This window comes from Bacteroidota bacterium (assembly GCA_016721765.1).
In the GTDB taxonomy this organism is placed as follows: Bacteria; Bacteroidota; Bacteroidia; order UBA4408; family UBA4408; genus UBA4408.
In genome coordinates, this window is sequence record JADKHO010000001.1 from 1,684,355 (window position 1) to 1,705,103 (window position 20,749).

General features: G+C 36.7%; 20 protein-coding genes and 3 pseudogenes. 15 read left to right on the plus strand and 8 right to left on the minus strand.

The window, feature by feature from the left end:
• Positions 1-249: 249 nt before the first annotated feature.
• The 4 genes from IPP32_06030 to IPP32_06045 all read left to right on the plus strand — a co-directional run bounded on the left by IPP32_06030 (position 250) and on the right by IPP32_06045 (position 1,786).
• Positions 250-534: a hypothetical protein gene (locus IPP32_06030; protein ID MBL0047642.1), complete on the plus strand. Its 285-nt coding sequence runs from the start codon at positions 250-252 to the stop codon at positions 532-534.
• 210 nt (positions 535-744) lie between these two features.
• Positions 745-972, plus strand: a complete 228-nt coding sequence (locus IPP32_06035) for a hypothetical protein (protein MBL0047643.1) — start codon at positions 745-747, stop codon at positions 970-972.
• 183 nt (positions 973-1,155) lie between these two features.
• The gene (locus IPP32_06040; protein MBL0047644.1) at positions 1,156-1,374 is read left to right on the plus strand and encodes a DUF11 domain-containing protein; all 219 of its coding nucleotides are present in this window, start codon (positions 1,156-1,158) and stop codon (positions 1,372-1,374) included.
• A 46-nt stretch (positions 1,375-1,420) separates the two neighbouring features.
• Positions 1,421-1,786 carry a T9SS type A sorting domain-containing protein gene (locus IPP32_06045; GenBank protein MBL0047645.1) on the plus strand — a complete coding sequence of 122 codons (366 nt, stop codon included), beginning with the start codon at positions 1,421-1,423 and terminating at the stop codon, positions 1,784-1,786.
• A 21-nt stretch (positions 1,787-1,807) separates the two neighbouring features.
• On the opposite strand, the gene IPP32_06050 is transcribed toward IPP32_06045, so the two are convergent.
• From IPP32_06050 to IPP32_06060, 3 genes and pseudogenes are all read right to left on the minus strand, one after another.
• The gene (locus tag IPP32_06050) at positions 1,808-2,140 is read right to left on the minus strand and encodes a type II toxin-antitoxin system RelE/ParE family toxin (protein ID MBL0047646.1); all 333 of its coding nucleotides are present in this window, start codon (positions 2,138-2,140) and stop codon (positions 1,808-1,810) included.
• Positions 2,137-2,337 carry a hypothetical protein gene (locus IPP32_06055; GenBank protein MBL0047647.1) on the minus strand — a complete coding sequence of 67 codons (201 nt, stop codon included), beginning with the start codon at positions 2,335-2,337 and terminating at the stop codon, positions 2,137-2,139. Before IPP32_06055 ends, IPP32_06050 begins: the two co-directional genes overlap by 4 nt.
• Positions 2,338-2,398: 61 nt before the next feature.
• Positions 2,399-3,473, minus strand: a pseudogene (locus tag IPP32_06060) (rhodanese-related sulfurtransferase).
• A gap of 220 nt (positions 3,474-3,693) precedes the next feature.
• Between IPP32_06060 and IPP32_06065 the strand changes: the two are divergent.
• The 5 genes from IPP32_06065 (at position 3,694) to IPP32_06085 (ending at position 11,679) form a co-directional block, all read left to right on the plus strand.
• Positions 3,694-4,638 carry an NAD-dependent epimerase/dehydratase family protein gene (locus tag IPP32_06065; GenBank protein ID MBL0047648.1) on the plus strand — a complete coding sequence of 315 codons (945 nt, stop codon included), beginning with the start codon at positions 3,694-3,696 and terminating at the stop codon, positions 4,636-4,638.
• A 265-nt stretch (positions 4,639-4,903) separates the two neighbouring features.
• Positions 4,904-5,926 carry a T9SS type A sorting domain-containing protein gene (locus IPP32_06070; GenBank protein MBL0047649.1) on the plus strand — a complete coding sequence of 341 codons (1,023 nt, stop codon included), beginning with the start codon at positions 4,904-4,906 and terminating at the stop codon, positions 5,924-5,926.
• 72 nt (positions 5,927-5,998) lie between these two features.
• Positions 5,999-8,791: a TonB-dependent receptor gene (locus IPP32_06075; GenBank protein ID MBL0047650.1), complete on the plus strand. Its 2,793-nt coding sequence runs from the start codon at positions 5,999-6,001 to the stop codon at positions 8,789-8,791.
• Positions 8,792-9,164: 373 nt separating this feature from the next.
• On the plus strand, positions 9,165-10,874 hold the full coding sequence (locus IPP32_06080) for a T9SS type A sorting domain-containing protein (protein ID MBL0047651.1): 1,710 nt from the start codon (positions 9,165-9,167) through the stop codon (positions 10,872-10,874).
• Between the two features lie 28 nt (positions 10,875-10,902).
• On the plus strand, positions 10,903-11,679 hold the full coding sequence (locus tag IPP32_06085; protein ID MBL0047652.1) for a DUF5011 domain-containing protein: 777 nt from the start codon (positions 10,903-10,905) through the stop codon (positions 11,677-11,679).
• A gap of 10 nt (positions 11,680-11,689) precedes the next feature.
• On the opposite strand, the gene IPP32_06090 is transcribed toward IPP32_06085, so the two are convergent.
• From IPP32_06090 to IPP32_06110, 5 genes are all read right to left on the minus strand, one after another.
• A complete protein-coding gene (locus tag IPP32_06090; protein MBL0047653.1) occupies positions 11,690-12,367 on the minus strand; it encodes a hypothetical protein in 678 nt (225 codons plus the stop codon).
• Between the two features lie 104 nt (positions 12,368-12,471).
• Positions 12,472-12,579, minus strand: a complete 108-nt coding sequence (locus tag IPP32_06095) for a hypothetical protein (GenBank protein MBL0047654.1) — start codon at positions 12,577-12,579, stop codon at positions 12,472-12,474.
• A 24-nt stretch (positions 12,580-12,603) separates the two neighbouring features.
• Entirely contained in the window at positions 12,604-12,933 is a 330-nt protein-coding gene (locus tag IPP32_06100) for a hypothetical protein (GenBank protein ID MBL0047655.1), read from the minus strand.
• Positions 12,934-12,979: 46 nt separating this feature from the next.
• Positions 12,980-13,474, minus strand: a complete 495-nt coding sequence (locus IPP32_06105; GenBank protein ID MBL0047656.1) for a hypothetical protein — start codon at positions 13,472-13,474, stop codon at positions 12,980-12,982.
• Between the two features lie 71 nt (positions 13,475-13,545).
• A complete protein-coding gene (locus IPP32_06110) occupies positions 13,546-13,743 on the minus strand; it encodes a hypothetical protein (protein ID MBL0047657.1) in 198 nt (65 codons plus the stop codon).
• Positions 13,744-13,869: 126 nt separating this feature from the next.
• Here IPP32_06110 and IPP32_06115 point away from each other — a divergent pair.
• The 6 genes and pseudogenes from IPP32_06115 to IPP32_06140 all read left to right on the plus strand — a co-directional run bounded on the left by IPP32_06115 (position 13,870) and on the right by IPP32_06140 (position 20,496).
• Positions 13,870-14,996 (plus strand): annotated as a pseudogene (locus tag IPP32_06115) (DegT/DnrJ/EryC1/StrS family aminotransferase).
• 75 nt (positions 14,997-15,071) lie between these two features.
• Positions 15,072-16,413, plus strand: a pseudogene (locus tag IPP32_06120) (UDP-glucose/GDP-mannose dehydrogenase family protein).
• A gap of 87 nt (positions 16,414-16,500) precedes the next feature.
• Entirely contained in the window at positions 16,501-17,472 is a 972-nt protein-coding gene (locus IPP32_06125; protein ID MBL0047658.1) for an SDR family oxidoreductase, read from the plus strand.
• Positions 17,473-17,475: 3 nt separating this feature from the next.
• Complete coding sequence (locus tag IPP32_06130; protein MBL0047659.1) at positions 17,476-18,057, plus strand: N-acetyltransferase; 582 nt, start codon at positions 17,476-17,478, stop codon at positions 18,055-18,057.
• 38 nt (positions 18,058-18,095) lie between these two features.
• Positions 18,096-19,109 (plus strand): Gfo/Idh/MocA family oxidoreductase, encoded by a 1,014-nt coding sequence (locus tag IPP32_06135; protein MBL0047660.1) that lies wholly within the window; start codon positions 18,096-18,098, stop codon positions 19,107-19,109.
• A gap of 97 nt (positions 19,110-19,206) precedes the next feature.
• Complete coding sequence (locus IPP32_06140; GenBank protein MBL0047661.1) at positions 19,207-20,496, plus strand: nucleotide sugar dehydrogenase; 1,290 nt, start codon at positions 19,207-19,209, stop codon at positions 20,494-20,496.
• Positions 20,497-20,749 lie beyond the last annotated feature (253 nt).

Genomic DNA, 20,749 nt, shown 5'->3' on the forward strand with positions numbered 1-20,749 from the left:
TCTTTTAATCAACTTACAGTTTTACCCTCGCTTCCTAATTCTTTAGGATCTTTATATTGCATGAATAATAATTTGTCAAGCCTTCCCGCATTATCCAGCGGCCTTTATATTCTCGCTTGCGATAATAATCAACTTTCAACAATTCCTGCTTTTCCTCTAAATTTAGAATACTTGAGTTGCAATTATAATTCAATCACATCACTACCTCCATTAAATCAATACGCAAATGAGATTTATTGTCACCATAATATGATTACAAGTTTGCCAACTCTTTCCTCCTCCATGTATTTATGGACTTTAGATTGTTCTGATAATCCTATATCTTGCCTTCCTTTGCTGCCAGATGCACACATGAACACTTTTATTTTTAAAAACACTTTAGTTACTTGTCTACCTAACATACCGGTGGACCTCACTTTCATTCCGTTTAATATTCCACCTTGCTCTTCATCCTTTACAACATGTAATTTTCCTTATATATGCAGGGCTTTGTTTTTAATGATAATAATGCAAATGGAATTAAGGATAGTGTAGAAAGGGGAATGAATCTTAAGATAAAATATTCTGAAAATTTCTCAGCACAATGTGATGGTAATGGTTTTTTACAGCTTTATGTGATACAGGAAATGTCACATTTCAGGTAAGCATCCCGAGTATTTTTCCACAACTACCCCATCTCAGCAAACATCACATATAACGATTAATCATGTGGATACAATATTTTTTGGCCTTCAATCCAATTGTATGTCAAAGGATTTAAAAATCGATATCACACCCCATAATCGTTTTCGTTCAGGTTTCAAAGTCGCAAGCACAATTCATTATGAAAATGTTGGAACACAAACGCTATCGAATGTTATTATAAAATATCTGAAACCTGCTTCATTATCAAATTTGACTTCCACTCCTGCTTCAACCGGAACAAATGGCGATACCTTATTTTGGAATATCGGAACTTTAAACCCTTTTTGAGGGAGGTTTTATTTCAGTTTTAGATTCTGTTTCAGCAACGGCCATAGTGGAACAATTGTAAATCCGGAAGCATGGATAATGCCACTTGTAGGAGATTCCACTCCACAAAATAATCATTGCATCTCTTACGAAATTGTGAGGGTTCCGGCGATCCCAACGACAAATCAGTAAGTCCCGGAATTTATTGCTCCCACCCAAAATGAATATTTAGAATATGTAATTCGCTTTCAAAATACAGGAACAGATACTGCTTTTTCGGTTTTAGTTACAGATACACTTTCTAATGACTTGGATGTGGCAAGCATTCAATTAGTTTCATCCTCCCATACAGCAATTTTTGGGTGGAACATGGCATTGCTAAATGGTATTTTGCCAACATTCTTTTGCCCGACAGCAATGTGAATGAGGCGGCTTCACATGGTTTTGTAAAATTCAAGATAAAGCCAAAATGCCCAATCTAATAATGTTTAGTCAAATATCTAATACAGCGAATATTTACTTCGATTACAATACTGCCGTGGTTACCAATACAGTAATCTTAACGGTAACTCCAGTTGGAGTTAATGCTATCCATGCAAATGAAAAAATGCAACTGTATCCTAATCCTGTGCATCAAACAGTACAACTGAAAAGTAGCAATGCAAAACCGCTGGGTAGAATTGAATTGTTCAATTCAGACGGGAAACTTATTGATTCAAAAACTATTTCTAGTGCTACTTTTGATTGGCAAGTGGAATCATTGCCGGATGGGGTATATCTTTTTAAGGAGAAAATTGGCAGGAAAAATTGTGAAACAGTAGTTTTATGTCTTTAGCAAACTTTCAATTGCTATAACTCATTGTTTTGGAATAAAACTCAATAGTGCTTTTAACTCGCTATCACTGATACTTGCTATTTCCGATTTATCATAAAGGGCAAGTAAATACACAATTTTGTCTTTGATAACAAGAGTTGTTATTAACCTTGCTCCACCAGATTTACCACGCCCTTTTGAAGCAATTGCAATTCTAATTTTATAGCAGTTGTTTCCCAATTTGGTACCTTGCTCCGGAGATTTTTCCAATGAGACAAGGAGTTCAGCGTATTCTTTTTTTAAGGATGGATACTTCTTAACTAAGCGTTTTAATTGCTTTTCAAAGGGAGGTAAAGCAAAAATATTATAAGTCATTCAGCAAATCTTTTGCAGGCCTTGCTTTTGAGTTTTCCTTGTCGAACCAATTTCAGATTTTCGACAGCTTCTTTTATCTCGTCCATTAATAACCCCTTTTCCTCACTGATAGTTGTGGTTTTTACATAAGGTAAGCCCTTAAGCACTTCTAATAAATGCATTGCTTTATTGTCTTTTATATCTAATAAAACTCTCATATTTATCTTTTTCAGTAATAGGTTATAAGTTGATTGTAAAAATAAGCAATTCCTCCTGAACTTATAGCCTATCCGAATTATGCAAATAAGTAACATTCCCATTACTCAGCATCTCTTTTAAATTAGGACGTAATCGACTTTTATACACTGAAAGAGAATCTTCTTTTTTACGGCCTTTGCGGATTTTTCGCTGTTCTTCTTCTGAGAGTTCAATGATTTTCATGCAGGCTTCAGAGCAACATCCTTTCATTTTTTTAGCACATTCGGGGCATTGTAAAAAAAGTAAATGGCAATCGTCGTTAGCGCAATTTACATGTGTATCGCAGAGTGCTTCACACTGGTGGCAGTGGGAAATAATTTCGGTGCCAATTTTTTCGCCCATGCGTTCGTCAAACACAAAATTTTTACCACGGAATTTGGTTTCCAGGTTTTCGGCTTTTACTTGTCGGGCATAATCTATAATACCTCCGTGCAATTGGTTCACATCCTCAAAACCATGGTGCTTAAAAAATGCACTGGCTTTTTCACAACGTATGCCACCGGTGCAATACAGTAATAATTTTTTGTCTTCCTTTCCTTTCAACATATCCAACACCAAGGGAAGTTCTTCTCTAAAAGTATCTACATCCGGACAAATGGCTTTTTCAAAATGGCCGATTTCACTTTCGTAGTGGTTGCGCATGTCTACCACAATGGTTTCGGGCAATTCGAGCGCTTCGTTAAATTCTTTAGCAGTGAGGTGTTTTCCTACATTGCTCACATCAAACGTATCGTCTTTTAAACCATCAGCAACAATTTTTCGCGTACTTTTACGGATAATTTGTAAAAGATTTTCCGTCGTCTTCTACCGCAATTTTAAAGGGAGCATTTTCAAAACGTTTATCGGCATACAGCTGTGTTTTAAATTGCTCGAAATTGCTTTCCGGCACGCTCAGTTGAGCGTTCACCCCCTCGTGTGCAAAATAAATTCTACCAAACACCTTTAATTCCGACCATTGTTTAAACATTTCATCCCGAAGCAATTCAGGGTTTTCAATCTTTACATAGCGATAAAAGGAAAGTGTAATGCGCTTAATAGTTTCCTTCATTAAGCGCTCTTTAAGTTCTTTTTTATTTACACGGTTGTGCAAAATCATTTGGAATGCGTCTTGGTTTAGCGCGCAAAGATAGGGCTTTCAACTTTTTGAAAAAATGATTTTGTCAGCGTGGAATGGCGCATTCTTAAGGTAAGGCACTCCATTTAAAAATGGCTCAATTGGGCTATTCTGTGCAACCAGGTTTGAAGGCAGTGTGCTAAAGAATAAATAATTCGGGATGCTCAATTTTTATATTTTTGACAAAAATTTAGTAACCCAAATGGCAGATACGGAAAGAATTTTAGTGATTGGCTCAAACGGGCAAATCGGAACGGAATTAGTGATGCGCTTGCGCGAAATATATGGCCACAGCAATGTAATAGCAGCCGATATAAAAGATGCCGACAAAGAAACCTTACGTCAATTTGGACCTTATGAAACCCTGAATGTACTGAATGCCAAGCGCATCTTCGAAGTGGTGCAGCAATATAAAATCACACAAATATATTTACTTGCCGCGCTCTTGAGCGCTACTGCCGAAAAAAACATAAAATTTGCCTGGGATCTTAACATGAACGGGCTTTTTAATGTTTTAGACTTAGCAAAGGAAAAGCACATTTCAAAAGTGTATTGGCCAAGTTCTATAGCTGTATTTGGACCAACAACCCCGAAGCTCAATACCCCGCAATATACTGTAATGGAACCGAATACAGTATATGGAATAAGCAAACAAACCGGAGAACGTTGGTGCGAATATTATTTTCAAAAATATGGAGTAGATGTGCGCAGTTTGCGTTATCCGGGATTAATTGGTTGGAAAAGCGCACCGGGCGGAGGTACGACAGATTATGCTGTGCATATTTTTCACGAAGCGAAAAAGGCAGGGAAGTACACCTGTTTTCTTTCGGAAGAAACCCGATTGCCCATGATGTATATGCCCGATGCCATTGATGCTACTGTAAATATTATGCTGGCAGATGCAGATAAGGTTAAGATTCGTTCAAGCTATAACATTAGTGGTGTGGATTTTACACCCAAGGAAATCGCAGCGGAGCTTAAGAATTACTATCCTCAATTCAGCATTGATTATGCACCGGATTTTCGTCAGGCAATTGCAGATAGCTGGCCGGGAAGCATTGACGATGCTTATGCTAGAAAGGATTGGAATTGGGCACCAAAATTTGATTTGCCAAAAATGGTGAAGGAAATGGTGGATAATATTTAAATGCAGCAAGTCCACATTTAGTGTTAAATTTAGCTTATCAAAATGAGCTATAACAGCCAATTTGTAAGGAAAATGTTTCTAAACTAAGAACAAATTGTTAAAAAGCCGAATGGCTTGTTTTAGGTATAAAATATTATACATTTGCACACATCAAGAAAGTGATTACCCTAAAAGACTATGTAAATTAATTCTGTTTACCTAGCATCTTAAAACCGCTTTTTCAGCAAGAAAGTCAAACAAAATAAAATATCTAAATTAAAAAAAAATGAAAAAATTTTTACTTACAATTTTTACAATTGGAGCTTTTGCAACGCTAGCGAATGCGCAATGCAGTGAGTTGTTCTTTTCTGAATATGTAGAAGGAACTTACAATAATAAAGCTCTTGAAATTTTTAATCCAACACCAAGTACTATTACTTTAACCGGTAATTATAGAATTGTGAGATGGAGCAATGGTTCAACCAATAGTGATGTTGTTCCTGCAACCGGAGATTATGTGCAACCACTTACGGGAACAATTGCTTCCGGTGAAACCTACACTGTGTTTTTAGATAGAAGAGTAGTTGGTGCTCCAGCTGTGGATACCATTCTTTTTGCAAATTTACTGACAATTGCAAATAATTTACAAACTATGGGTCAAGGTGGATTTTACAGTCCAGTTTATAACGCAGCGGTGCAAGGTTCCAAATGTGTAAGTTTTAATGGAGATGATGCATTATCTCTTCAGAAAAGCGGTGCAGGAGGAGTTTGGGAGGATGTAGATATTTTTGGATGTAGAGGTGAACGTCCTTTGGATGGTAATGGAATTGCAGGTTCTGGAGCATGGACTGATACCCCACCATATTATACAGGAGTTGGTACTTATCTAACTAAGGATCGCACGCTTACAAGAAGTTACGGAGTGCAATCAGGCGTTTCTGTTAATCCTGATACTGCTACTTTTTATGCTTTAGCTGAATGGGATACTTTACCAAAAAACACTTTCGATAGTTTGGGTCATCATAGTTGCCTTTGTACTTTAGGATTAAATGAAATGAAAAAAGGAAATACTTCTGTTAGTATTTATCCTAATCCTTCAACAAACTCAATAGTATATATTAGAGCAAAGGAGTCAATAAGTACAATAGAATTATTTAATGAATTAGGAAAAAAAGTGGCTGAATTTGCTGGAAATGATTTGAATAAAACATTTACACTTAATACTTCTTCATATCCTAAAGGACTTTATTTTGTTGCTGTGAGAATGAAAGACGGCACAAAATCAATGAAAAAAATAACTATACAATAATCATTTAATAAAAATTAGAAATGCTAATGGACTTACTAAGCCCCATTAGCATTTTTATTTGAACCTAATTATATGAATAAGCACTTTCTTTCCATTTTATTGACTTTTTTTTCCTTACAACTTTTTGCTCAAGGAACAATTAAAGGTGTTGTAAAAGATAACACTACCGGTGAAACAGTTATTGGAGCGAGTGTTATGGTTGGAGAAGGAAAAGGGGTAACAACGGATTTAGACGGAAAGTATACGCTAAGTGTTGAAGATGGAGAGTATACCGTTACAATCTCTTATGTGGGTTTTGAATCTCAAAAATTTAAAGTAAAAATTGCAGGAAATTCAGTTGTAGTAAATGCGTCTTTGGAAACAAGAGTGCTAAAAGAGGTTGTAATACAAGCAGATGTAGCCCGAACACGCGAAACGCCAGTAGCATTTTCGACAATTAATCCAATAAAACTTCAGGAAGAGTTAGGTTCAAGAGATTTGCCGATGATTTTGAATTCAACCCCAGGTGTGTATGCCACAGAACAAGGTGGGGGTAGTGGTGATTCTAGGATAACACTAAGGGGATTCAGTCAGGAAAACATGGCTGTTTTGGTTGATGGTGTGCCGGTAAATGATATGGAAAATGGGGCTGTCTTTTGGAGCAACTGGGATGGCTTAGGTGATATCACTAGAAGTGTTCAGGTTCAGCGCGGATTGGGGGCATCAAAATTAGCTGTAGCCTCAGTGGGTGGCACAATGAATACCATTACAAGAGGTATTGATGGTAAAATGCAAGGTAGCCTTCGTCAGGAATTTGGTAACAACAATTACCGAAAGACTGCTTTATCTTACAATTCAGGATTAATTAACAATAGATTTGGTTTTACGCTCGCATTATCTTCCAAGCAAGGAGATGGTTGGGTGGATGGAACTTGGACGGAAGCATATAGCTATTTTTTTAAAGGACAGGTGCGCCTAGGAAAGCACTTGGTTTCTGCAGGAATTAACGGAGCTCCACAAAAGCATGGTCAGCGCTCCTTTAAACTATCAATCGCAGAATATGATAAGGAAACGGCTGAAAAGCTCAACTGTAATGTTGACTCATTTTACAGTCCAACTAGCTTAGGTAAATTTCCTAGAGGGTTAAGATACAACCAACATTGGGGCGAATATGATGATGTGGATTTAAACCATGTAGTTAAAAATGAGCGTGTAAATTATTTTCACAAACCCTTAATGAGTATTAATGATTCTTGGAATGTTAATCGAAGATTGTATATTACTACTGTCGCTTATTTATCTATTGGAAAAGGTGGGGGAACTTCTAATGTGGGTGGAATTACCAATGATGCCCCTAATGGTGAAATTAATTTTCAATCCATTTATAATTCAAATTTGAATAAGGAATCAAAGGTAATACTAGGTAGCAATACAAATAATCACAATTGGTATGGGTTATTGTCAACTGCCAATTACCAGCTCAACGACAAGATTAATATTATGTTAGGTATAGACTTAAGAAACTATACAGGCTACCACTATCGTAAGGTTTATGACTTAATTGGCGGTAATTATTTTATTGATGGTGCAGATCAGAATCAATCAATTGCGAATAACCAAAAAGTAGTTGGTGATAAAATAGCTTTCAATTACGAAGGGCATGTTAAATGGAAAGGAATTTTTGGACAAGTAGAATATAAATTAGACAAATTATCAGTATTTATTACGCTATCTGGCTCACAATCGAAATTCAAAAGAGTAGATAAATTTTTAAGAAAAGATTTGGTGATAGATGGTCAGATATTTCCAACAATGGTTGGTTATGGAGAAACATTTTTTTACAACGGCGAATTATCCACCAAAGCAACAGAAGGAGCAATTATTCGCACTTCAAATGATACAACCTACATTACAAATAATATTCCCTTTATTGGGTTATCTGATAGCTATATTGTAGGCGCAAAATCATATACAATCGATTCACCTGAAGCAAGGTATTCTGAAACACCTGAAAAAACATTTTATAATTACACTGTTAAAGGGGGAGCGAATTATAATCTCAATGATCACCAAAATGCGTATTTAAATGTGGGGTATTTAAATATTGCGCCACGATTTAACAATGTATTTGAAACATCGGGCAATCGAATAGCTTACAACACCGATGATCAAAAGGTTTTAGGTATTGAGTTAGGATATGGAATAAAATACAATAGCTTTTCGGCTATCTTAAATATCTATCGCACACAATGGAAGAATAAACCGGCAGATGCTTCAGTTCAAATTCCAATTAGTGATGAGGAAACGATTAATTACCGATTGAATAAAATTAATGCACTACATAAAGGGATTGAACTTGAAACTAATTTTAAAATAATACCTCAAAAACTAGATTGGGAAAATGCATTCTCACTTGGTGATTGGCGTTATAAATCAGACGATTCCGTGACAATTTATGATGAAGTCACCGGAAGAGCACTAAGAACAATTTATTATTATTCAAAAAATGTTCATGTTGGAAATGCCGCGCAACTTCAATATTCTACAAGTTTGAAATATCAACTTTTTAAGGATTTGTATGTTAAAGCTCGATTTACATTCTTTGGAAAAAATTATGCAAGCTTTAGACCTGATTTGCTGGATGAAGCACATGCTAATATGGAATCCTGGAAAATGCCAAATTATGGCTTATTTGATGCATTTACTGGCTATGAAGTTAAAGGTCAAAAATCAATACGTTATTCGTTTTCTTTAGGTGTAACAAATGTTTTGAACACAAAATATATTAGTGATGCACAAAATGGATTAGGGTACGACGCCAATTCTGCATTAGTGTTTTTTGGCGTAGGCCGAAAATATGTGGCATCCATTAAATTGTCTTTCTAACTTTAAAATAAATAATAATTAATATATACAACATGAAAAAAATTATCTTAGGCTTGGCTTTACTACTTTGTTCAGCACCTGTTACTTTCGCACAAATTTCTGTTGCACGTACTGCACCAGTTGGTAGTACAGTTACAATTACAGGAAGAGTCCTTAATGAACAATAATTAATCCTAGCCAAGTTTCGGAAGCCTATGAAGGCGAGTTAGTCCAAATTGACAATGCATCATTTGCTGCAGGTGGAACCTCTTTTGCGGGTAATACAAATTATACCTATTCAAGCGGTGGTCAAACGGGAGCTATTCGAGTTGGTACAGGAAATCCATTAGTAGGAACACTTATTCCTGCTGGAATTGTTTCTATTAGAGGTATAATGTCGCAATTTTGTCCTCCAATAACTTCAAGTGGATGCTTGACAGGTTATCAGTTATTGCCGCGTGATCTTAATGATTTAATAGCAGCCAATGGGATTAGTGTAACAACTCAGTTAAGTGCCTCCAACCTCTCAACTAGTGGATTTCAAATTGATTGGTCAAGCAATGTTACTCCAACACAATCCTATATTAAATATGGATTAACCAGTGCTCTTGAATTAGGAACAATTTCTGGAACTTTTGCCGGTACAGCAAACACTGTTATTGCCACTGGACTTACTCCAGGAACGATCTATTATGCACAAGCTTTTTCTTTAAACGGTACTGATACTGCCTATTCAGGTATTCGATTATTTGGAACCGTATCAAATTCAACAGGAGATATTAAAGTATATTTTAATAGAAGTGTTGACACTTTGCAAGCAAATTCATCAACGAATCATGCAATTCAATTAGCAAATTTGACAGATGATACCTTAATCGCTTACATTGATAGAGCTAAATACACCATTGATTTCACCATTTATAACTTTAACAATAATGGAATTTCAAATATTTCTACTGCGTTAAATAACGCTTACAACAGAGGGGTAAGGATTCGTGGAATTTATGATGGAACTGCAGATAATTTTGGATTTAATAACCTTAATGCTGCCATTGGCCGTATTTCTAGTCCAACCTCTTCAGCTTATGGTATTATGCATAATAAATTTATGATTATTGATGGTAATTCAGCTGACCCGAATGATTGTATCTTATGGACTGGTTCATGCAATTGGACCGATGGTCAAATTAATACCGATAATCAAAATATTATCATCTTCCAAGATCAAACACTTTGTCGTTCTTACAAAATAGAGTTTAATGAAATGTTTGGAGATACAGGTTTACAACCGAATTTAAGTGCAGCTAAGTTTGGACCCTTTAAATCAGACAATACAGTGCATGAGTTTTTAATTGGAGGTAAACGTGTTGAGCAGTATTTTAGTCCAACGGATGGAACTAATTCTCAAATTATTAAAACATTAAATTCTGCAAGTAGTGATATTGAAGTGGAAATTATGATCATGACACGAAACGATTTGGCGTATGCAATTTCGAATGCAAATCAAGCCGGTGTTGGATGTTATTTTCTTACGAATGATACTGGCAGCGCTGGCCAACCAAATGTATCATGGCAAATTGTACGTGGTGCCATTGGTGTAAAAGCTAAAAAATACAATCAAGGTGGTATTATGCACAGTAAATATGCCATTGTGGATCAATCAAATTTAGCCTCAGATCCTTTGGTATTAACGGGATCACATAACTGGAGCAATGGCGCCGATCAAAAAAATGATGAGAATACTGTAATCGTGCATGATGCCAATATTGCGAATTTGTATTTTCAAGAATTTGTTAAGCGTTTTAATTTGAACGGCGGTTTAATCCTTGCAATAAATAATGCTACTAACACATCCATCCCTTTTAATGCTTATCCTAATCCAAGCAACGGCTCATTTCAATTATTATATGCTTTGGATAATAATTCAGATTGCAACATTCAACTTTTTGATTTGGCTGGAAAGGAAGTTTATTCAACTTTCACAAAAGGGAAATCTGGTATTAATAATTTTACAGTTGAAGGAGCAAATCTTGCAAAGGGAATTTATTTTATAAAACTTACTGCAGGAAATGTTGTTAGAAATCAAAAACTTGTTATTGAATAAATATTTGTATTTTCCTATACAGCGTAAAATGAAAAAATTGCACATCATTGTACTTTCGGCTCTCATTATTGGACTGTTTATGTTTCAATCATGTAAAAAGAAGGAGGACAGAATTGATCCCGTTCTTAGCCTCATAGGTGATTCTTTAATAACACTTGATTCAACTTATTATGTTGAATTTGGGGCTACTGCTTATGATGAAGAAGATGGTGAATTGGTGCCTTTAATAACCAATTCAATTTACTTAACTAAAGTTGGTTCCAACGAAGTAAAGTATACTGCTTATGATAATGCCGGTAATAGAGCATCGATAATAAGAAAAGTGAAGGTGAACAATTTTTCTAAAAGCTTGGCAGGTTTATATCAATTGCATCAAGTAAATCTCGACTCATTAGGTAATGGAATTGATTCCCTTGATTATACGCAAACAATGACTGCATCAACTATCTACAATTGGAATTTGATATTTGGCAATTTTTGGTTGAAAAATAATTACCTAAATAAAACTAAATATATAATGTCAGCATATATTAACAAATTAAATGGAACAGTTAGTGTTGTTAAAAGCCCGGCATCTGTTGAAAAATTTGGATTGGAAGTAGTTGTAATAGACAATTTCAATAGAATTCAAGTAAGGCATTATTTTAATGGTAAGGGTAGCATTGATGCTAACAATAAGTGTTTTATTAACGTTAAGGATTCGATAGTAAATCAGTACCAATATAAGCCAACAGCTACTGCAATTTTTAAGGATACAACCATAACGTATACGGAAAAGCATTACCGATTAACCTTAATGAAATAAAGGTATATTTTTAAGCGGATAGAAAACTAACAATCCGCTCCACCGCTCCCGCATTATCGCGAACAAATTCTTGAGAAATCAAGCATTGTTCGCGATATTTGTTTTCATTGCTTAGTAATTCTGCTAAATGGGAATTTAGTTCATCAAAAGTTGAAATACTGGTGGCACCACCTCGCTTTATGAGTTCAATGGCTTCTTCAAACTTTTGAAAATGTGGGCCAAAGAGAATGGGCTTCCCAAAAACTGCAGCTTCTAAAATATTGTGTATCCCATGCCCAAAGCCGCCACCGATATAACAAATGTTCGAATAGTTATAAAGCGATGAAAGCATGCCAATGTTATCGATTAGCAGCACTTCTAAATTTTCAGATGCTACATTTTTCAAGTTAGAATAACGCGCAAGTTTTAAGTGCTTAAAAAGGGATTCAGTAGCGCGAAGGCTGCTTTCGTCAATTTCGTGTGGTGCAATTATTAATCTTAAGGAGGTGTTTTTTGTGAGTTGGGCTTGTAGGCATGCTGCAATTAATTTTTCATCTTCGGGCCAAGTGCTTCCTGCTACTAACACGATTTTGTTTGCGCAAAATTGGGCTATTTCGGGATATGTTTTTGCTTGCTTTGAAATTTCTATCACACGGTCAAATCGGGTATCTCCGGCAAGGGTGCAGTGCTTAATTCCCGCATTTGCCATTAGGTTAACCGAGCTTTGGTTTTGAACAAAAAATGGGTTACTTTTTTAATTGATTGAGTGCCCAGCTTCCATACCATTTCAAAAAATAATGGTCACCACGAATGTTAACGGAAATGAAATAGCAAGGGATTTTTTTGATACAATTCCTCCAGATAATTGTACCAAAACTCATATTTTACAAATATGGCTATAGTTGGATTAACAAGCTCGATAAAGCGTTTAGCATTTTTCTCGAATCAATGGGAAGGTAAAAAACCCAATCGGCTCCGGCATAGTTTTTCGGATTTCGTAACCGGAAGGAGAAAAAAAGTGAGAAATATTTTAGTGTCAGGTTCATGTTTTTTAAACCTTTCTAGCACAGGACGGCCCTGCTCAAATTCACCAAGTGATGCACAATGCATCCAAATAATTTTTGTAAGAGGAGAGGTGTTTTTAAATGCAGCATCCAGCAATTCGAAAATGTTTTCTCTTCCATCCACCCAGCGCTTTGCTTTTGAATTCCCCAAAGCAGCAATCCGTATACTGAGGTTATAGCAAAATATAAAAAAGGAATAAATGATTCGCATAGTGATTTGAGTGTCGCTATAGGGCTATAAACGAATTTTAAATTGCTTAATCGTAATAAAAATCCATTGGACCCCGCTTGTATAAAGGTAGAATTATACCTAATCGAAAACCGGATAAATAATCATTCCTCTTTTTGGTATCCCGTTCCATCGTATCAAAATTATAGGAGCGGCGATTTTGAGTAAATGCTTGAGTGAACTCAAATCCTCCATAAAGATTAATTAAGCGATTATTACTTAAATACAAATACCCAACAAATTCACCAATCGACATTCCATTAGTAAGGCGGTCGTAGCCTTTGCGGTATTCTTTAGTGAGTTGAGGAGAGCGGTTACCAATATCTTCGATACGAATTTTATGTTGCAACATACCCACGCTTGCCACACAAAAAAAGCCTGAATTTTTATTTGGAGAAAGGTAGGGAAACAATTTTCCAAATTTTACGGATGCTGTGTATCCGAGTTCAAACATACGTGTTTCGGCATACTGTCCGTTTGCATCAATCACATAACCAGTGGTGGTTTTAATGCTATCGAGCATTCCTGTTTCTTTTAATTTCGATCCGAAAAGGTAAGAGTAATCTGCCCCTACCAGCCAATTGGATTTAGTTTTTAAGTAAAAGATGGCCCCAACATTTGAATTATTTCCGAATCGTTTTTTAAATCGCCTCCCGAAAGCTGGTAACTGTAGCTAACTCCCACCAATGGGGCCAGCAGGAGTGAATCTTTTACGTGCGCTTGCGCTTTAACCGAAGAGGATTGAGTCAAAAACAACAGGATCAACCCGGAACAAATCAAACTGATTTTCATTGTATAAAAATTGCTGCGAATATAGCTTTTATATGGGTAATTGCGATGAATTCAGTCCTTCCCAGTTAGATGAAATTTATTTACCTTCGCAGCTCTTTTAAAAGAACTATTGTTATGGAAAAGGTGATGAAAAAAATACAAATGGTTGACCTCAAAAGTCAATATTTAAAAATTAAAACAGAAGTTGATGCAGCCATCATGAATGTGTTGGAAAATACAGCATTTATTAACGGTCCTGAGGTGAAGGCGTTTCAAGCAGAGTTGGAAACGTATTTAAGTGTAAAACATGTAATCCCATGTGCCAATGGTACCGATGCCTTGCAAATTGCAATGATGGCACTAGGTTTAAAACCCGGCGACGAAGTAATTACCGCTGATTTTACCTATGTTGCAACAGCCGAAGTTATTGCATTGCTTGGTTTAACACCGGTTTTAGTAGATGTGGTGCCAGATACTTTCGATATTGATTTAAAAGCGGTGGAAAAAGCAATTACCCCAAAAACAAAAGCAATTGTTCCGGTTCACCTCTTTGGACAATGTGCCGATATGGAGGGTTTGATGACATTGGCTAAAAAACACAACTTGTATGTTATAGAAGATACCGCGCAGGCGATAGGAGCAGAGTTTACTTTTGCGAATGGCGATAAAAAGAAAGCTGGAACAATAGGAACTGTAGGCTGTACCTCCTTTTTTCCATCTAAGAATTTAGGTTGTTATGGGGATGGTGGTGCCATTTATACCAATGATGATGCTTTGGCAAAATCTATTCGCATGATTGCCAATCACGGGCAATCGGTATTGTATTACCACGATAGTATTGGCGTGAATTCCAGGTTGGATAGCATTCAAGCGGCGGTATTAAGAATTAAATTGCGTGAACTCGACAATTATGCGAAGGCGCGAAACGCTGCTGCCGCTTATTATGACAAGGCTTTTGCAAATCATCCCAAACTAAAAACGCCCGCAAGAGCAAAAATTCAAACCATGTGTTTCATCAATACACACTGCAATTAAGCGGTGTTGATAGAATGGCACTGAGGGATTATTTGGCAAGCAAAGATATACCTGCTATGATTTATTATCCGGTTCCCCTGCATTTGCAAAAGGCTTATACCGATACACGTTACAAAACCGGAGATTTTCCTGTTACCGAAAAACTTTGTGCGAGTGTTATCTCTCTGCCCATGCATACTGAATTGGATGTTGAAACTTTAAAGTATATCTGCGATACTGTTTTGGAATTTGTAAAATAAGGAAATTCATTTACCCAATAATTGAGTGCAGCTTCAGATGCGCAAAACCTCTAATCAATAAAAAACAGCCCAAACATGAATATAGCAGTAGTAGGAACAGGATATGTAGGTTTAGTGACAGGCACCTGCCTCGCCGAAACAGGAAACAATGTTACCTGTGTAGACATTAATGAAGTGAAAGTAAAAAAAATGCAAGCAGGCGAAATTCCCATTTATGAGCCACATTTGGATGCATTATTTGAACGGAATATTAAACAGGGGCGACTGCATTTTACAACCAATTTAAAAGAGGCTATTGATAAAGCCAAAATTATATTTCTTGCCTTGCCAACACCTCCGGGAGAAGATGGCAGTGCGGATTTAAGTTATATTCTAGGCGTTGCAAAAGACTTAGGTAAATTAATTCAAGAGTATAAAATTATTGTGGATAAAAGTACAGTGCCGGTGGGTACAGCGGATAAGGTGCGTGAAGCAGTTTTATCTACACTTAAAACTACAACGCATGTTGGTGCTGCTTGGGATGGATCTTTTGATATTGTTTCGAACCCCGAATTTTTGCGTGAAGGTTTTGCTGTGGATGATTTTATGAAACCGGATAGAGTGGTGATTGGCACCGGCTCTGAGAAAGCAAAACGCATGATGGAGGATTTGTATAAACCCTATGTGCGACAAGGAAACCCCATTATTTTTATGGACGAGAAATCAGCAGAGTTGACTAAATATGCCGCAAATGCATTTCTGGCAACCAAGATTACTTTCATGAATGAAATTGCTAACCTCTGCGAAAAATTGGGTGCAGATGTGGATGCAGTTCGAATTGGTATTGGCTCAGACGACAGAATTGGCAAGCGCTTTTTATTTCCCGGTATCGGATACGGAGGAAGTTGCTTTCCGAAAGATGTGCAAGCTTTGGAAAAATCGGCGCAAGACAGCAAATATGATTTTAAAATATTGAATGCCGTAATGGACGTGAATGAGCGTCAAAAAACGAGCATCATTCCCAAAATGATGCAGTATTTTAAGAACGATTTAAAGGGCAAGCGTATTGCGCTGTGGGGGCTTGGCTTTTAAGCCGGATACAGATGATATTCGTGAAGCACCTGCATTGTACCTGATTGAAGAGTTAATTAAAGCAGGAGCAAGTGTTGTTGCTTATGACCCTGAGGCAATGAACAATGTAAAAAACCTTATCGGAGATAAAATTTTGTATGCAGAAGACCCTTACAAAGCATTAGAAAATGCAGATGCTTTATTGATTGCTACCGAATGGAATATTTTTAGAACTCCGGATTTTGAACAATTGGATAAGCTGCTAAAATCAAAAGTTATTTTTGATGGTAGAAATTTATACAGTCTATCACAAATGCGCGAAATGGGATATTACTATTGTAGTGTAGGAAGAGCTTTGGTGAATTAGTTAAAGGGGTGAGGAAAGAATAACATTTTAGAGTAATTTAATGTTAAGCCCATCCGCGATGCATATTTGGAATTTAAAATAAGAATTATGAAAAGAGTATTAATTACAGGAGCAGCAGGTTTTTTAGGATCGCATTTGTGTGATCGATTTATAAAGGAAGGGTACAGTGTGGTGGGCATGGATAACTTGATAACCGGTGATTTGCGAAATATCGAGCACTTGTTTAAGCTTGCCAACTTTGAGTTCTATCATCACGATGTTTCAAAATTTGTGCATGTACCCGGTGATTTACACTATATCCTACATTTTGCATCACCGGCAAGTCCTATCGATTATTTAAAAATCCCAATTCAAACCTTAAAAGTTGGTTCACTTGGTACACACAATTTGTTGGGCTTAGCAAAAGCAAAAGGAGCGAGGATGTTAATTGCTTCCACCAGCGAAGTGTATGGAGACCCCATGGTTCATCCGCAAACGGAAGATTATTGGGGCAATGTTAACCCAATAGGTCCGCGCGGTGTATACGATGAGGCAAAACGCTTTCAAGAAGCCATTACAATGGCATATCACACCTATCATAAAGTGGAAACACGCATTGTACGTATTTTCAATACATATGGTCCACGTATGCGTTTAAACGATGGACGTGTGTTACCGGCTTTTATAGGTCAAGCCTTGCGTGGTGAAGATTTAACCATGTTTGGCGATGGCAGTCAAACCCGCTCGTTTTGTTATGTGGATGATTTGGTAGAAGGCATTTACCGATTGTTGTTAAGCGATTATGTTTATCCCGTAAACATTGGTAATCCTGCTGAAATCACCATTAAAGAATTTGGTGAAGAAATCATTAAGCTTACAGGGACTTCTCAAAAGCTGATATCCAAACCACTTCCGCAAGATGATCCAAAACAGCGTAAACCGGATATTAGCAAAGCCCGCGAAATTTTAGGATGGGAGCCAAAGGTAAGTCGGGCAGAAGGCCTGAAAATTACTTACGATTATTTTAAATCCCTATCAAAAGAAGAATTATTCAAAACAGAACACCGCAGTTTTAACTAAGCCATGGAAAAAGAGTATTCAGTGCACGAATCTGCTTATGTGGACGAAGGTTGCCGAATCGGAAGGGGAACAAAAATTTGGCATTTTTCGCATATCATGTCGAATTGTGTGTTGGGTGAAAATTGTAACATTGGACAAAATGTTGTGATCTCACCCGGAGTGGTGCTGGGCAAAAATGTGAAGGTTCAAAATAATGTTTCCATTTATACCGGCGTTACTTGTGAGGATGATGTTTTTCTAGGACCTTCTATGGTATTTACCAATGTGATTAATCCGCGCAGTGCAATCAACCGCAAGAGTGAATATGCTAAAACGCATGTTGGAAGAGGTGCTTCAATTGGGGCAAATGCAACGATTGTGTGTGGGCATAACATTGGCGCGTATGCTTTTATTGGTGCCGGTGCTGTAGTAACCAAGCATGTTCCTGCTTTTTCGTTATGGGTGGGTAACCCTGCAAAGCAATTGGGTTGGATAAGTGAATATGGGCATCGCTTAAAGTTTGATGCCGCCGGATTTGCTGTATGCCCGGAATCCAAGCAAAAATATGTATTTTCAAATAAAGCCGTTACGAAGGCTGAAGATTGAAATCAAATAAATAAAATTTCTTTAGCGAAAATTTAATAGTGGATAAAAAAATAAAATTTGCAATTGTTGGGCAAGGTCACATTGGGAAACGACATGCTGAAATGGTGCGTAGAAATCCCGAAGCTCAATTAATTGCAGTTTGTGACACCGCTCCAAAAGAAAGCCTTGGGCTCGCTAATTTGGAGGTTCCTTTTTATGCTTCAATTGAAGATTTGATAGCAGCCGGACACGAAATAGATGTGATTAGTGTATGCACTCCCAATGGCTTACATGCGAAACATTCATTGCTTGCCTTGGAAAATAAAATGCATGTAGTGTGTGAAAAGCCAATGGCATTGCACAAATCCGATTGTGAAGCCTTAATTTACAAGGCGCTTCAAATGCACAAAAATTTGTTTTGTGTGATGCAAAACAGGTATTCACCACCCTCTGTTTGGATTAAAGAAATAATTGAAAATAACATACTGGGTGAAGTGTTTATGGTGCAGCTAAATTGTTTTTGGAACCGCGATGATCGCTATTACAAAGCCGGCAATTGGAAAGGGAATAATGAACTTGATGGGGGAACTTTGTTTACACAGTTTTCGCATTTTATCGACATCATGTATTGGCTGTTTGGCGATATAAAAGACATTCAAGCAAAATTCAATGATTTTACACACAAGCATTCTACTGATTTTGAAGATTCGGGTTTGGTGAATTTTAATTTTGTGAATGGAGGCATGGGAAGCATTAGTTATTCGACCGCTATTTGGGATATTAACTTGGAAAGCAGTATGACCGTAATCGGAAAAAACGGAAGTGTGAAAATTGGCGGGCAATATATGAATGAAGTGGAGTATTGTCACATCAAAGACTATACAATGCCGGAACTTCCGCCTTCAAATCCGGCCAACGATTATGGAACTTATAAGGGTTCGGCTGCGAATCACCATTTTATTATTGAGAATGTGGTAGACACTTTAAAAGATAGAACCACCATCACTACCAATGCATTAGAAGGTTTAAAAGTGGTTGATATAATAGAAAGAATTTATGCTTTGCGTAATTAATTTTGATATTTTTGAAACCTCTGCTAAAAAACACAGTTAAAGTACCTCGATTAAAAAGAACAAACACAATTAAATCTCAATTCTAAACACTATTATGATACACGAAAAACTAGTAAAAAAAGAAGCTAAACTTGCATTAATTGGTTTAGGTTATGTTGGATTGCCAATTGCTCTGGCATTTGCGAAAAAATTTAAAGTAATCGGTTTTGACATCAATGAATCGCGAGTTCAAATGATGAAAAACAAAGTTGACCCAAGCGAAGAATTGCCGGCAGAAGCATTTGAAGGTTGTGATATTGAATTTACCTCCTCTTTGGATGTTTTAAAGCAAGCTAATTTTTTTATTGTTGCTGTGCCTACTCCTATTGATGACGCTAATTTGCCGGATTTGAAACCCTTAATTGGCGCATCCACAACAGTTGGAAAAGTGTTAAAGAAAGGTGATTATGTAGTGTATGAATCAACTGTGTATCCGGGTTGTACCGAAGAAGATTGTATTCCTGTGTTGGAACAACTTTCGGGATTGAAATTTAAAACCGATTTCAAAGTAGGTTACTCTCCGGAGCGAATTAATCCGGGCGATAAGGAACATACCATTACAAAAATTTTAAAAGTAGTATCTGGTTGTGATGAAGAATCATTGGATCAGGTTTCTAAAGTTTACGAAAGTATAATTGAGCCGGGTGTTCACCGTGCTTCTTCGATGAAAGTGGCTGAAGCTGCAAAGATTATTGAAAACTCTCAGCGCGATTTAAATATTGCTTTTATGAATGAGCTTTCAATCATTTTTAGCCGCATGGGAATCAATACCTATGAGGTATTGGAAGCAGCAGGAACCAAATGGAATTTCTTAAAATTTTCGCCGGGCTTGGTAGGTGGCCATTGTATTGGTGTGGACCCGTATTACTTAACGCATAAAGCAGAAGCATTGGGTTACCACGCACGCATTATTAACAGTGGTCGTTATGTAAACGATTCAATGGGTGCTTACATTGCTAAATCAACCGTTAAAAAAATTATTGCTGCGCGTAAAGATCTTACAAAATCAGTTGTATTGGTAATGGGCGCTACATTTAAAGAAAATGTAAGTGATATTCGTAACTCTAAAGTTGCTGATGTGATTAAGGAGTTTAAATCATTTGGTGTAACTGTTGAGGTGGTTGATCCTTATGCAGCTTCAAAAGATCTTCAGCACGAATATGGCTTTGGCTTAGAAGAGAAGATTGGCAAGGGCTATGACGCAGTTGTAGTTGCCGTAAATCATAAAGATTATGAAAAGCATGATGAAAATTATTTCAAATCCATTTTATCTGATGGAGGGGTGCTGGTTGACATCAAAGGGATGTATCGTAATAAAATTAAAAACATTCCTTACTGGAGCTTGTAATAGATAAATACTTATCTAAAAGCCGACTCAGAATTGATTTTCTGAGTCGGCTTTTTATTTTGCATTAACTATAATGTTCAACAACGATTTTTAATGTTGTTCAATGTATTTCCTGCTACCAAATTCTTGTTCAAAAAGTGGTAGGATCGCATGTAACGACTATGAGACTTGCTGTTTTCAAGAAATTATTAATTCGGTATTTAATACATAAAAAAAGAGTCTGTCTCATTGGAGACAGACTCTTTTTAAAACA

Excerpts from the sequence above, each read along its gene's own strand:
- IPP32_06035 (MBL0047643.1), top strand. The coding sequence starts at position 745 with ATGTCAAAGGATTTAAAAATCGATATCACACCCCATAATCGTTTTCGT.
- IPP32_06105 (MBL0047656.1), bottom strand. The coding sequence starts at position 13,474 with ATGCTCGATAGCATTAAAACCACCACTGGTTATGTGATTGATGCAAAC.
- IPP32_06075 (MBL0047650.1), top strand. The coding sequence starts at position 5,999 with ATGAATAAGCACTTTCTTTCCATTTTATTGACTTTTTTTTCCTTACAA.
- IPP32_06080 (MBL0047651.1), top strand. The coding sequence starts at position 9,165 with ATGTCGCAATTTTGTCCTCCAATAACTTCAAGTGGATGCTTGACAGGT.
- IPP32_06125 (MBL0047658.1), top strand. The coding sequence starts at position 16,501 with ATGAAAAGAGTATTAATTACAGGAGCAGCAGGTTTTTTAGGATCGCAT.
- IPP32_06085 (MBL0047652.1), top strand. The coding sequence starts at position 10,903 with ATGAAAAAATTGCACATCATTGTACTTTCGGCTCTCATTATTGGACTG.
- IPP32_06065 (MBL0047648.1), top strand. The coding sequence starts at position 3,694 with ATGGCAGATACGGAAAGAATTTTAGTGATTGGCTCAAACGGGCAAATC.
- IPP32_06110 (MBL0047657.1), bottom strand. The coding sequence starts at position 13,743 with ATGAAAATCAGTTTGATTTGTTCCGGGTTGATCCTGTTGTTTTTGACT.
- IPP32_06130 (MBL0047659.1), top strand. The coding sequence starts at position 17,476 with ATGGAAAAAGAGTATTCAGTGCACGAATCTGCTTATGTGGACGAAGGT.
- IPP32_06090 (MBL0047653.1), bottom strand. The coding sequence starts at position 12,367 with ATGGCAAATGCGGGAATTAAGCACTGCACCCTTGCCGGAGATACCCGA.
- IPP32_06050 (MBL0047646.1), bottom strand. The coding sequence starts at position 2,140 with ATGACTTATAATATTTTTGCTTTACCTCCCTTTGAAAAGCAATTAAAA.
- IPP32_06055 (MBL0047647.1), bottom strand. The coding sequence starts at position 2,337 with ATGAGAGTTTTATTAGATATAAAAGACAATAAAGCAATGCATTTATTA.
- IPP32_06100 (MBL0047655.1), bottom strand. The coding sequence starts at position 12,933 with ATGCGAATCATTTATTCCTTTTTTATATTTTGCTATAACCTCAGTATA.
- IPP32_06070 (MBL0047649.1), top strand. The coding sequence starts at position 4,904 with ATGAAAAAATTTTTACTTACAATTTTTACAATTGGAGCTTTTGCAACG.
- IPP32_06030 (MBL0047642.1), top strand. The coding sequence starts at position 250 with ATGATTACAAGTTTGCCAACTCTTTCCTCCTCCATGTATTTATGGACT.
- IPP32_06045 (MBL0047645.1), top strand. The coding sequence starts at position 1,421 with ATGCCCAATCTAATAATGTTTAGTCAAATATCTAATACAGCGAATATT.